The following is a 13874-nucleotide window of genomic DNA, read 5'->3' as shown; positions in this document are numbered from 1 at the left end:
ATAGCGCTCATACATGAAAATGTTCTCTAAAGCTGCCATCGGTTTTGCTATATTCGGGGCGCTATTGAGTGCTTTGCCTCCAGCGCTTGCTCAGCCAGATCCACATGCTGGCCATGCCAGTGATCGCTCATGGGCAGATCGCCTTGAGTATGTCGGCGTGGCGGTTGAAGAAGAGGACTACCATGTGTGGGGTGCTTCGCCAGTAATCGGGCCGGAGGGAAAGACGCATTTGTTTGTGTCGCGTTGGCCGATTGCCGAGGGCTTTGGAGCTTGGCTCACGCATTGTGAGATTGCCCGCTATGAGAGTGAAAGCCCAGAAGGCCCGTTCGTATTTCAGGAGGTGGTTGCAACCGGCACAGGTGAGGGCGGCTGGGAGCATCAATCGCCCCATAATCCAAATATTCAGAAGGTCGGCGATCGCTATGCGCTCGTCTATATTGCAAATCGTGGCGGCCAAGGAAAGGCGCGCGTCGCAACGCAACAAATCGGCATGATGATCGCTGATCACCCTGCTGGGCCTTGGAAGAAGGTCGGTAGCGACGGCCTCATACTGTCACCACCCGATGATCCGAATATTTGGAGTTATCAGTCCACCGTTGGTGTCAATAATCCTGCATTGTTCGTTCATCCGGATGGTCGTTTCTATCTGTATTACAAAGCGATGAAGCAGGGCGATGTGCGTCGTATGGGGCTCGCGATTGCAGATCAGTTAGAAGGCCCGTATGTATTTCAAGAAGAACCGTTGACTAGCAACGCCACTGAAATCGAAGACGGCTATGCCTTTCAGGAAAATGGTGATATCTATCTGCTGACCACTCACAACCATGCGGGAGCCGGTTACCTCTGGCGCTCCGGTGATGGTATGAACTTTGAGTCACCTATTGTTGGATTTGACTCCATGGCGACTTACATCGATTCGGATCAATTGGAAGGAGCCAAAGTGCTGCGCAAGCAGAATTTCGAGCGCCCTCAGGTGTTACTTTTCGACGGCCATCCGAAGTATCTCTACCTAGCCTCAGGCGCAAATTGGAACGCTGGTAAAGGTTCCATGTCTTGTGTCTTTCGTATCAAATAATTTTCTTATAAATATATCATGAAACATCTCCGATCACTCTCCTTACTTGGCCTTGCCATGTTGTTGCCGTCATTGGCGTCAGCAGCCTCGATCAGCTCACCCGATCAAGCGATTCAACTCGAGACACATGCGGCGAACGGACAGGTCACGTATTCTGTCGAGTTCAACGGTAAGTCCATCATTGCCGAATCCCGCTTGGGAATCGAACTGGCAGGTGGTGCATTTTCGGGTGCCCTTGAAATCACGGGTTCGACTAATAGCTCGCATGATGAGACCTGGAAGCCGGTTTGGGGGCAGTTCAGCGAGTATCGTAACCACTATAACGAACTGACCTTAGAAGTCTCCGAGGCCGAAACACCGAAGCGCACGATGCAGGTTATCTTGCGTGCGTATAACGATGGTGTTGCTTTTCGCTACGTATTCCCAGAGCAGCAGAGCCTAAACAACGCGAATTTCGCAAAGGAGCTCTCGCAAGTATCCATCGTCTCAGAGGCACCGACCGCATGGTATGCCGCCTCTTCGACGACTTTGTTCAATGATGTGCCATTCGAAGCGATCAAGAAACCTAGTCGCACCCCATTTACCGTGAAGCTGGCAGACGATTGCTACGTCTCCTTGCATGAAGCCGCAGTGGTCAACTCCTCCGATGCGAACCTCACACTTGGCAACGATAAGCGCACCTTGACTTACAACGGCGCGATGCGATCAGCTGCTGGTGCGGTCAGCGCTTGGCGCACCATTTTGATAACTGCGACGCCTGGTGAGCTAGTCGAATCTTCGATGATTCTTAATTTGAACGATCCCAATAAGCTGACCGACACCAGCTGGATCAAGACTGGTGTGAGTTTGTGGGATTGGCGCTGCCACGGCGGTAAGGCTGACGATGGCTTTGTATATGGTATCAACGCCGAGAGCTATATTCGCTATATTGATTTCGCCCACGAGCACGGCTTACCATTCCTCATTATCGATGCCGAGTGGTATGGCCCCGAGCGTAGCCCGAAGTCCGATCCTATCACTTTTGAGCACGAAGTCGACATGCCCAAGGTGGCTGCTTACGCGAAAGAAAAGGGCGTCGGCATCTGGCTTTATATCAATGACAAGGCACTCAAGGGCTTCGATATGGATCGCACGTTCTCACAATATAAGAAGTGGGGGATTGTAGGTATCAAACATGGTTTCCTCGGCGGCGGTAGCCAACCGAAGAACGCCTTTAGCGTGAAGGTGCTGGAGAAATGTGCGGAATACGACATCATGTATAACCTGCACGAGCCCAACAAGCCGACTGGCCTGACGCGCACCTACCCACATTACATGACGAATGAATATGTGAACAGTATGTTGGATGCTGCAAACCGTGTCCCCGCGACACCGTCCGAGCTTTCGGTCTTCCCAGTGGTGCACAACCTCGGCGGCCCCGTTGACCGTAGTTGCGGCCTGTTTGACATGGATCAATCCATTGCACGTGACAAAGTGCACAAGCAGATCCCCAGCACCGTCGTGTCCCAGGTGGGGCAGTGCATGGTGTTTTATAGCGGTATTTTGACGCTTCCCGACATGCCGGATGCCTATAACCGCAAGATGGATCTTTTCGAATACATTAAGCATCTACCGATGACTTGGGATGAAACGAAAGTCTTAGAGATGGAAATCGGCGATTACATCACCATGGCACGCCGTTCGGGGGATACATGGTTCACTGCGGCACTCGCCGATGAGTCCGGTCGCACGACCGAGATCACACTCGATTTTATCAAGCCAGGCGTGACTTACGATGTCACCCTTTACGAAGATACTGCGGAGAGCAATTATCAGTTCACTGGAGGATGGAATCGCAAAGACGCGCAAAAGAAAAAGATGCCGTTCAAGCCAGTCGAAACGAAGCGCGAATTGTATCAAGTTCGTAAAATGACAGTTAAAAAGGGCGACACCATTTCCGCTTACATCGCGCCGGGCGGCGGTCACTGTATGTGGATTCGCCCGCAGTATTAATGGGATTCTGCGGGTTTAAGGTTCATTTATCCGGGAGGTAGATTGAGCTACGAAAGTGATCGGTTTTGTTGATAGATTTTTTGACAAAAAATCAAAAAACTATTTATTTAGATCGGTCTACAATCGTATAATATGTGATGGTCTGAGTCCTGATTATCCAGCAACCCCGAAATACCACGAATAATGATGATTAAATCCTTACTTGCTCTAACCATTGGCCCATTGATCGCAGGCGCAGCACAGGGAGCCACTGTTGTTTACCAAGACAGCTTCGATGATGACGGCATTGCCAACAACTCCGGCATAGGCGGAGGTGCGGCTAATCGCACCTTGGCAGGGCACTCTTGGTCTGACGACGGTGAATTGTCATTTAACACGTCTGGCACGAATTTCAAGAATAGCGCCATTGCCTACTCAATAAATAGTTGGCAGTCGGATGGTGGTTTCGAACTTACAGTCAATTACTTTACGAGCAGCATCGGGGATACCGCTGCGAACCTGCTCTCTTTTGGTCTGATACGAGACGATGTGGATCTTGCTACTGTTGCCGCTGCCGATAGTAGTAATCCTTTTGCAAGAGCCGATCTTGGTGTTTATAGTATAGGTGCCAATGTGACAAATGGACAAGCTAACCAAGGTTTGAATTTTGTGAATGGAACTGCCGGAACCCTATTAGATGCTTCCGGAACCAACCAGCAATTCATTGCCAACTCCGTGACGCCTGTTGTCATTAGAATTGACGCTGATGGTTCCGGGGGCGTGGACTGGACCTATTCGATCAATGGCGTGACGGAGGCAACTGGTAACATTACGACATTTGATTTAGATGACAGCTATCGCTTTGCCGCTTACGGGCAGGACGACTCTTTTAATAGATATATTTCGTCCGTATCTTTGTCCACTGTTCCTGAGCCAAGCTCCTACGCCTTGCTCGCGGGCCTGCTTGGCTTGAGCTACGTGATGATCCGCCGCCGTCAGGCTTAATCGTCGGTCACAAAAGACTTCTTTTTCGAATCCCCAAGTTCCTGTCGGAGCTTGGGGATTTTTTATGTGTGCATACGCGCTGTTTGCTAGGTGGTGACAGGTAACCACAGAGCCTTTTTCCGGTGGGAAGCGCCTCGCTCTAAATTTTGAGAAAAAGACCAAAACCTATCTACATTGATAGGTAACAGGCAGTGGAACTTCTGGTAGTTTGAGTGTCTTGTTCCACCAACCCTAGCCCAATACTACTAAATATGAAAAAAGGACTCATTACATTAACCGCAGGTCTAATGATTGCAGGCGCAGCAAACGCGGCGACAGTGTTCAATGACACCTTCAGCGATGGTATCCTTTCGACCGCCACCACTGCAGGCGACGTCAACGGCGGCTTTGAAACTATAGACGTTAATAATGTTAATCCCGTTTTTAGCGCCAATGAATCTGGGGGGCTTGCTACTTTTAACGCAACAGGAACCAACAACCGCAGTGGTATGATTAGCACCACAGCGTTCGATGTCTCATCCTATACCAGCTTTACTGTGACATGGGTAGTCGAGACTTATTCGGATACTGCTAGTAATGGTTTCCAGTTAGGACTGTCGACAACTGCTAGTTCTTTCGATAATGTAGCTCGTTTCCTCTTTGAGAACGGGACAGACAATGTTATGGACGTCAACTTCGGCTCTCAATCGTCTGTCGACAATACAATCGCTGCCGCAAGTCAGACTAGTGGTTTCACGCTTACAGCTACTTTCGATGCGTCAGGTATTACCTATTCGGCAACTGGCTTAGGCGCAGGGTATCTTGGTGATACTGCTATTGCTTATGCAGGTGGAGACACTTACGCTAGCTTGTTTGGTGGATCGACAATGTTTGTCGGCGCAAATATCCAGGCGCCTGGTTCCCCGAATGCACAGTTCGTGCTCAATAGCATTGAGGTGACAGCCGTTCCAGAGCCAAGCTCCTACGCCCTGCTCGCTGGCCTGCTTGGCTTGAGCTACGTGATGGTCCGCCGCCGTCAGGCTTAATCGTCGGTCACCCAAAGACTTATCTTTCGAATCCCCAAGTTCCTGTCGGAGCTTGGGGATTCTTTTGGTTCATTGTCTGATCCGGTTTTGAAGAAGTGATGATCTGTTCGATATATTCATCTCATTGAGTAGCGAACTTGCGCTAGCAAGGTCGATCGTTCTATCCGAGAATCAATCGATGGGACTAGCGTGCCATCGCTACAATCAAACCATGATATAGCCTAATGCCATAGCATATTAAAATTCATACAACCGCTAGGAAAGGAAGGGAGAATGTCACACCGATTGAAGCCCCTCCCTTCCTCGCCCGCTAGGGCCCTTTATTATGCCCTTGGGTGCTAGCGCTAGCGGTTGTGGAAAAAAGCGAAGCCAAGGAAGGCGTGCCGTCGCGTTGTGAATCGAATCCATCGCAGTGTTGTCGCGGTGTCGAGCAAGCTCGAGCCCTACTTTTCAACGCTTTGATTATTATTAAGACTAAGAGTAGGGTTAAGAAGACGCAGTCGATTTTTGTGCATAGATACCTTGTTTGCGTGATAGCGCCCCTCGCTGAAAAATGTTAGGCTATCATGATGATCATACGTATTGTCCGTCAGGTTATTTCAACGACCCTATTGTTAGGTGCGGCTTCCACTCTGTGGGCTCAGCAGTCGACTGATGCTACGGGAGACCAACCAAATATCATTTTCATTCTTGCAGACGACCTCGGCTGGCAGGACGTAGGCTTCATGGGCAGCAAATATTTCGAGACGCCTGCGCTGGATGCCCTAGCGGCAGAGAGCCTCGTGCTTGAAAATGCGTTTATGTATCCGACCTGCTCGCCGTCGCGGGCGGCGATCCTGACTGGGCAGCAGTCCTTCCGCACCGGGTGCTACACGGTGCCAGTGTTGGAGAAGGGAAAGGCTGCCGACAATATTTTTTCAAAATGGACAGTCGGCGAGGAGCACCCGGTGTTTTCCCAACCATTGAGCGAGGCTGGCTATAAACTAATTCACCTAGGCAAGTGGCACATCGTTGGACCCAATCCTGATGCAGAAGGAAAACTTCCGTTCAAAAAGAAACTCGGACAGCCGAGCAACGGTGACCTGAGCTGGCTGGCCGCGCACCAAACGCCGGAAATTCAGAAGTATTATCCCATCGGTCGCGGGTTTGATGAGAATGTCGGTGGCACCTGGTGGGGCGATCCGGCTCGTGGCTATAAAAAGGGCTACAACGCACCAGGCGGTGGCTATGTCGCGCCATTTAAGAATCCATTCATTCAGGAAAAGGAGGGTGATGGATGGCTGACAGACCGTCTCACCGACGATGCGATTGACTTTATCCAGCGCCACCGCGATGAACCTTTCTTTGTGAACTTGCATTACTATGCGCCGCACAAACCCTCGGTTCCGCGCAGTGAGGCGTTGATGGATCACTTTATGAATAAAGCGGGCGACCCCGAAACGGGGCAGGGCATGGGGGTTGCTAAAAAGAAGAGAGAGATCGCCGCCTATGCGAGTATGATCAAATCGATCGACGATAATGTGCAACGCATTCTCGACTACTTGGATGATGCGGGGCTACGAAAGAACACGGTGGTCGTATTCACCTCGGACAATGGTTTTAATGGTCTTCAAAGTCGCAACACCCACCTCCGTGGAGCGAAGGGCAACGTCTATGACGGTGGCCTGCGTGTGCCAGCCTTGGTGAATTGGCCGAATGTCGTAAAACCGGGACGTATTGATACGCCCGTTCAGGGACTGGATTTGTTCCCCACATTCCTCGAACTTGCTGGGGTTCGCGATTACACGGGCACCTTGGATGGCGACAGTTGGGTGCCTCTGATGCGTGGGGAAGCGCTTGAGGAGCGCCCGATTTTCTGGCATGTCGCGAGCACTTATAAAGATCCGCCTTGCTCGATCATACGCAAGGGCAAGTGGAAGCTGATTCAATATCTAAAAAATGGAAATATCGAACTCTACGATACCGATGCAGATCTCAAGGAGAGTCACGACCTGTCCAAGAGCCACCCTGAAATGGCACAGCAGCTATTGAATGAACTCGTCGCATGGCGCCAGCAGAATGACGTGCCACTGCCGCCGAGTTCTTCGCTAAAACAGTAATAGAATTCAAATCACAGTGATCCCGTTGGATGGCTTTCAGTTCTGTGCCTAGGCAGTGCGGACGGCAGCGTAGAACGCGGCAAGCGCGGAGGGCATCCCTCCCGCTGTGGTTTATCCTTAAAAGAGTAGTTAGAAGTTAGGAGGAAGGAGCTAGAAGCTGAGCATCAGTGTTTTATGGCGTCTTAGACGCTCGCCAAATTGGCGTCTATAGGAGAATCTACAAAGGCTTCATAATCAAAGACTAACTTCTGACTCCTAACTTCTAACTCCTGAATCGAGGTTTATTGGGGAGGGACGAGCTCTGCCTCGTCTTGCGTCGTGCGGGTGCATTGGTTGAGCGCTTCGGTTCTGTGCCTAGGCAGTGAGGACGGCAGCGTAGAACGCGGCAAGCGCGGAGGCCGTCCCTCCCCAATCAACCAACACATTCGGGAGAGCCGCATGAGCCGCAGCACTGTTCACAAATTATGATGCGCGTGAGATATTACTGATGCGACGGTCGTAACCGGTTCCCGGATCCGCTACACTTAGGTTCGGCGAACAGACAGAAATGGCGTTACAGAATTCCCTTTTTGTAGGCTTTCCCCACTGCTGCGGGCGCATTGCTCGCGTCGAGCTTTTGAAATATATTTTTCACGTGAAACGCAACGGTTGGCACGCTGACCTTCAATTCTTCTGAGATCTCTTTTTTGAGCATTCCCTCTGCGAGTAACTTGAGCACCTCGAGCTCGCGTTCAGAAAGCGGGTTCCTGATGGTAGTCTGCTTCTTGTCTTTCTTGATCCGGTCAATGATATAGCTCGCGACCCCTGAGTCCAATGACGCGCCACCATCAATCACTGTTTGAATGGCAGCAATAATTTCTGAAGCCTTTGCGGACTTCAGCAGGTAGCCTGTCGCGCCCTTTGAAATCGCATCGACGACGTCTGACTCGTTGTCCGACTGCGATAGGATGATGATTTTCGCTTTGGGGAGATAATCACGAATCCATGAGATCGCCTCTAGGCCAGACATGCCAGGTAGATTGAGGTCGAGAAGTATAATATCGGGATTCTCCGTGATTTTGTGATTTTCGAAATCTCTCAGCGCGATTTCCGCGGTGCCGTATCGACTGATCACTGTGAGATTGGGGACTTTCTCTAAGGAGCGCTCAATGACATTTCTGTAAGCGATGTGATCCTCAATAATCGTAAGTGAAATACTATCTTTCATATTAAATTGCGGCTTAAGTGCGCTTCAGGTTGAGGGTGATCGAGGTGCCGCCCTCAACTGGAGTGTCTGTTGTGATTTTAGCTTTTAATAGTCTGGCCCGTCGTGCCAGTGAGGGGGGAATTTCCGTGGTGCCAGAGCCATTATCTGTGATCACAAATTGCACCCTGTTCATAGATGCGGAGATATCAATGGTTACTTCAGAGGCTCCAGAGTGGCGGATGATGTTCACCAGTGATTCTTTATAAAATAAATAGAGGTCGATCCGTCGCTTGGTTCGTAGTGTTCCGAGTTCTGTCTTACCTTTGAAATTTAATGTATATTGGATGTCCGCGAGTAGGCGTCGACTCATCTTCTCGATTTCATCCTGCAGGTCTTCGCACAACTCTTCGGCTTCAAGTATGTTGGTGCAGTAGCGCGCCGCTTTACCGCTCCGTTCGCTCATGATCCGCATTTCATCGAGTAGACCGATCAACTCGTCGCGCTCATCCACCGAGTCTCTTGCAAGGTCGCTGAGCAGACTAATGGTGTGCAGGTTGGCTCCGAGTTCGTCGTGTAGGTCGGCGGCAAAGCGCTCTTTAATTTGTGCGGCTTGCTTCACGCGAATGTTGCGACCGATTAGTATCGTAAAGCAAATGGCCGCCACAGCTGCTGCGAGTAGCCAAGTCATCACCCTTAGGTTCGACTTTTGTTGGGCGTAGCGGTGGCCGATTTCAGCGAGAATCAAGGGGCGTTCGGTTTCTAGACGATGACGCTCAGCAAGCTGCTCTAGCCAATTGTGCATGGGGAGAATGTCGCCGTAGAGATTTCTGCCATCGGTAAGCGCTTTAATTGAGCGCGAACTCGCCTCATGACGAGGTGCGATATTGGATGTGAACTCTTTGCCCAGTGCTACATTCTGAGCATTGGCAATGAGCTCTATCTCGGCAAATCCAATTTGAAAGTCAGGCGTTATGCGCTCATTATTAGCGACGCTGAGGCGGATATATCGGCAGTTCGTATCTGGGACGTCCCACATCATGATTGGCTCATCTGAGGAGGTGAGGTGCTCTGTATAATCGACGAGCACTATAGCGTCGGAGAAGTCAGGATTATTTGCCCCCTCAATGCTAAAGGCAGGTGGAGTGCCCGCGCCATCCATATTACTTTGTGGCACTGTATTACCTTTCTCAATCGCGTGTAGATTGATCTGTTCAATGGGGTAAGACGTGCCTAGATCCACGTTGAAGAAGGCAGTGGTCGTCTTCCCTTTTGTAAGTTGATCCATTGGCCTGCTTAAATAACTAATGCTTCGTTCTCCCGTTGAGGAGTTCATTAGGTAGGGCACGCTGCCATCGACGAGATAGGACTTCGACCATGAGGCTGAGAGTCGCTTTAGGCGTGACTGGGGCTGGTTCGGAGCTTTGACTGGTTGATGTAGAGCCACATTGGTGGCACCGCTAAAAATGAGTAGTTCGGACAGCTCAAACGCATAATACTGGTCAAATGTTCGAAGTGAGAGCTGTGTTGCCTCGATACGAACCCATGACGCCGCCGTGGGCTCGATCGGAATAATAACTGGCGCAATGCCCATACCCTGTGGTGCGGCGCGCTGTGCATCGTATTCTGCAAGGATCCTTCCCTTTGGATCGCTTTCAGTTCCGGCTAGTATTCGGAACTGAAGTGGAAAGGCATCTGTGGTGAAGCCTTTCTGGAAGTCACGCCAGATTACAGGAGTCAGGACAATCTGATCGATCAGGTATATTTGCTCTAGGTCGATTTCGACCCACTCAGTGGCGTCTGCATTCGAATGTCGATTTGAGCGATAACCGATCGCGCCGTCACCTGTGCGTAAACTCATTTGAGCGAGCGAGCCAAGTCGCTGATCGATCTCCGCGAGTCGTGTTTCAAGCCCATTGAGTGACTGGTTCTCAAACTCGACTGCATGGCTTACATTCGAGAAGCAAGAAGCCAGCGACAGCACAAACGGCAGCCAAAGCACACCGTTTTTTTTGTGGAGAATCTGAGAGATGAAATCGAGCATACTTCAGAAGGGGCTATGACACCATATGAAAGTGCCTATTATAGCCAACAACCGTAGCAAATTACCTATAATTTTATGACCGAAGGCCACTCAAAAGAGATAAACCTATCTAAAAAGATAGTTCACGGACGATGCGTTCAATGGTAGTTTATTCAGCATATTGGCAATACCTCTTTTGCAATGATACCTGATTCAGGCGATCGCGTATGCTTTCGAGTAATAGTAATATTAAAATTAGGCGACCTCATTGCCATTCATCCATCTTAAAACAACTCATTCATAAAAAAGAAATTCGTATGAAATACAAAAATATCATCATGCTTCTTGCATCGCTTACGGTGCTTTCACCTTTCGCTCATGCCGACCAGACGGACGATTCACACATGGAGTGGTGGCGTGAAGCCCGCTACGGCATGTTCATTCACTGGGGCCTCTATTCGATCGCTGGCGGTGAATGGAAGGGCAAAGACTATGGCAAAGAGCAGGGCGGTGCGAGTGCCGAATGGCTCATGAACAGCGCCAAAATCCGTGGCAAAGAATATCGTGAGACCCTTGCCCCGCAATTTAACCCGACTGACTTTGACGCGGAAGAGTGGGTGTCCCTCGCCAAAGAAGCGGGCATGAAATACATCGTCATCACTTCTAAGCACCACGACGGTTTCTGTCTGTTTGAAACAGAGGCGACTGATTACAATGTGATGGAGGCCACTCCATTCAAGCGCGACATCATCAAAGAGCTCTCTGATGAGTGTGCTAAACAAGATATCAAGTTCGGCGTGTATTACTCTCAGTTCAAGGACTGGTATCACCGCTCACGTGGTAAGGTCAAAGGCACCATGACTAATGCTGAATATCTTGCCTTGGTTGAGAAGAACCTCGATGAGCTCCTATCAAACTATGGCGATATGGCCGTGTTGTGGTTCGATGTCGGTGGTAATAATGTCGTCGAAGCCGATGCTCAGGGCGCACGTGTGCGTGAGCTACAGCCCGACTCTGTGATCTGCAGTCGTCTCTACAGCCGCAAGGTGCCAGTCGCACAGCAAAAATATGCTGACTTTAACTCCCTTCCAGACCGCATGCTACCAGCGAAGCGTATGACAGAGGATTCGGAAACCTGCATGACATTGCGCCACAACTGGGGCTACGACGCAACGGACGACGCATGGAAAAGCGAGAAGGACGTCGTTGAATTCCTAGCATTGTGCGCAGCGCGTGGTGTGAATCTACTGCTCAATGTCGGCCCGGATCCAATGGGCAATATCTTGCCAGAGGAAACCGAGCGACTACTCGCAGCCGGTAAGTGGATGGCAGTGAATGGTGAGTCGATCTATGGAACGACTGCGTCGCCTGTTGATTTTGATTTCATGTGGGGCGCGATGACTCAAAAAGATCAGACCGTTTACCTCCACGTCCTTGAGTGGGACGAGAACGGCATTGAGTTTAACGGCATCGTCGGCAAGCCAGCGAAAGCTTACTTCCTTGCCGATGAGACTAAAGCAGCGCTGCCTGTGAGCTACGACGCGAACGGCACTATTACTAAGATCGAGGTGCCAGCTGAAGCGCCAGATTTCCGAGACACTGTGATTGCCGTTGAGTATGACGCACCAATCGTCGCTGATAAGGCTGCAAAGGGTAAATACCACTGGTATACCACACGTTCGAAGCGTCATACCGATATCAAGCACAACCGCCATGCTGGGCAAACTGAGCTACTTGAAGCTGTTAAAGCCGCACGTCACTAGAATATGAAACGCTCATTTATACTCGCACTCTCTTTGGTCACTGCAGCGGTCGCTCACGCCGCAAGCCGTCCAAATGTTATCTATATCCTCGCCGATGACCTTGGTTATGGCGACGTGCAGGCGCTCAACCCGGAACAGGGGAAAATCGCCACACCGCACATGGATCAGTTGGCGGCAGAGGGTATGGTATTTACAGACGCACATTCGAGTTCATCGGTTTGCACGCCGACTCGTTATGGCGTGCTGACAGGGCGCTACAATTGGCGCACTCGCCTGCAGAGCAGCGTGCTGTTTGGGTTTGATCAGCCGCTGATTGCTCCAGATCGCTTGACGGTTGCTGGCTTCATGAAAGAGCAGGGCTATAATACCGCAATCATCGGAAAGTGGCACCTTGGCCTCGGACTGAAGAACCCTGCTGGAAAGCCGACCAAAGGCATGAAAGCTCAGATCAATGGTGTCGATTGGAGTGCCCGAATCACCGGTGGTCCCGTGGATCTGGGCTTCGATTATTGGTATGGAATCGCTGCCTCCTTGGACATGCCTCCGTATATCTATATCGAGAACGATCACTTCATCGGTGAGTGCACGACTATGAAAGCGTTTCATCGCAAAGGGCCCGCTCATGCTGACTTTGAGGCGATCGAGACCTTGCCCACGATCGGTGATCGAGCGGCTCAATACGTTCAGCAGCAAACCGCGGACAAGCCCTTCTTTCTGTATGTGCCGCTGACTTCGCCGCATGCACCGATCATTCCGACAGAGGAGTGGCAGGGGAAGAGTGAATTGGGCACGTATGGCGATTTCGTGATGAACACGGACGCCGTGGTCGGCCAAATCATGGCTGCAGTGGATGCGGCCGGACTTGCGGATAATACGATGATCATCGTCACTAGCGATAACGGTTGCTCGAAAGTGGCAGACATTCCCGCGTTGAAGGCTCAGGGGCATTTCCCGAATGCACATTTCCGCGGGTCTAAATCGGACATTTGGGACGGTGGCCACCGTGTGCCATTCATCGTGAGCTGGCCTGCAGGAGTCAAACCCGGCACACGTAGCGATGAGATCATTTGCCTGACTGACTTGATGGCGACCTGTGCGGATTTAACAGGTGCCACGCTGCCTGAAACGGCAGGCGAGGATAGTGTTAGTTTCGCACCAGCGCTCAAAGGAGAACCGATCGTCTCGACGCGTAAAGGTGTGGTTCATCACTCCGTGAGCGGTCAGTTCGCCTATCGCGAAGGGAAGTGGAAGATTCTACTGACCAAAGGCTCTGGCGGTTGGACGAAAGAGAAGATGTCCGACAATGCGCCGGCGCAGCTCTATGATATGGAGGCCGACCCAGGTGAGCAGAACAATCTCTATCGCACGTATCCTGAAGTCTTTGAGCGTTTGCTCGCACAGTTGGAGTCTGATGTGAAACGCGGGCGCAGCACCGCAGGCCCAACGCTCACTAATGATATTAAGAATGTAAATTTCAAGAAACGCTTCAAATAGCGATTCTCAATCGTGCCCACTCCAGCCTGACCAGCTCCGTGTTTACCCCCATCTCAATGAAACAGTTGTTCTACTTTTTGTGACTGTGCAACTAGCACTCACGGTCTCCAGTGATGAATGGAACAATCGATATCACATTCTCGAATCATGTCTGCCATGCTGAATCAGCCAATCACCCTAGAATCAGGAGTTAGAAGTTAGGAGTCAGACGGAGGTCTGCGGCACGACTGAGCTCG

General features: G+C 50.8%; 9 protein-coding genes. 7 read left to right on the top strand and 2 right to left on the bottom strand.

The features are described 5' to 3' along the window. Positions 1–13 precede the first annotated feature (13 nt). The 5 genes from GZZ87_RS17180 to GZZ87_RS17160 all read left to right on the top strand — a co-directional run bounded on the left by GZZ87_RS17180 (position 14) and on the right by GZZ87_RS17160 (position 7175). Positions 14–1075 (top strand): glycoside hydrolase family protein, encoded by a 1062-nt coding sequence (locus tag GZZ87_RS17180; RefSeq protein ID WP_162027839.1) that lies wholly within the window; start codon positions 14–16, stop codon positions 1073–1075. An 18-nt stretch (positions 1076–1093) separates the two neighbouring features. Continuing rightward, positions 1094–3067 carry a glycoside hydrolase family 97 protein gene (locus GZZ87_RS17175; RefSeq protein WP_162027840.1) on the top strand — a complete coding sequence of 658 codons (1974 nt, stop codon included), beginning with the start codon at positions 1094–1096 and terminating at the stop codon, positions 3065–3067. A 183-nt stretch (positions 3068–3250) separates the two neighbouring features. Next, the gene (locus tag GZZ87_RS17170; RefSeq protein ID WP_162027841.1) at positions 3251–4051 is read left to right on the top strand and encodes a PEP-CTERM sorting domain-containing protein; all 801 of its coding nucleotides are present in this window, start codon (positions 3251–3253) and stop codon (positions 4049–4051) included. Positions 4052–4302: 251 nt separating this feature from the next. Next, the gene (locus GZZ87_RS17165; RefSeq protein WP_162027842.1) at positions 4303–5076 is read left to right on the top strand and encodes a PEP-CTERM sorting domain-containing protein; all 774 of its coding nucleotides are present in this window, start codon (positions 4303–4305) and stop codon (positions 5074–5076) included. Positions 5077–5642: 566 nt separating this feature from the next. Further along, positions 5643–7175 (top strand): sulfatase, encoded by a 1533-nt coding sequence (locus GZZ87_RS17160; RefSeq protein ID WP_244648015.1) that lies wholly within the window; start codon positions 5643–5645, stop codon positions 7173–7175. Between the two features lie 553 nt (positions 7176–7728). On the opposite strand, the gene GZZ87_RS17155 is transcribed toward GZZ87_RS17160, so the two are convergent. Further along, positions 7729–8382 (bottom strand): response regulator transcription factor, encoded by a 654-nt coding sequence (locus GZZ87_RS17155; RefSeq protein WP_162027843.1) that lies wholly within the window; start codon positions 8380–8382, stop codon positions 7729–7731. A 13-nt stretch (positions 8383–8395) separates the two neighbouring features. Further along, complete coding sequence (locus GZZ87_RS17150) at positions 8396–10402, bottom strand: hypothetical protein (protein ID WP_162027844.1); 2007 nt, start codon at positions 10400–10402, stop codon at positions 8396–8398. A gap of 296 nt (positions 10403–10698) precedes the next feature. On the opposite strand from GZZ87_RS17150, the gene GZZ87_RS17145 reads away from it, so the two are divergent. After that, positions 10699–12144 (top strand): alpha-L-fucosidase, encoded by a 1446-nt coding sequence (locus tag GZZ87_RS17145; RefSeq protein WP_244648014.1) that lies wholly within the window; start codon positions 10699–10701, stop codon positions 12142–12144. 3 nt (positions 12145–12147) lie between these two features. Further along, positions 12148–13638, top strand: a complete 1491-nt coding sequence (locus GZZ87_RS17140) for an arylsulfatase (RefSeq protein ID WP_162027845.1) — start codon at positions 12148–12150, stop codon at positions 13636–13638. The last annotated feature ends 236 nt before the right edge of the window (positions 13639–13874 follow it).

This window comes from Lentimonas sp. CC4, from assembly GCF_902728235.1.
Lineage (GTDB): Bacteria > Verrucomicrobiota > Verrucomicrobiia > Opitutales > Coraliomargaritaceae > Lentimonas.
Note: the sequence above shows the minus strand (reverse complement) of the source record. Positions and strands in the feature narration are given on the sequence as shown.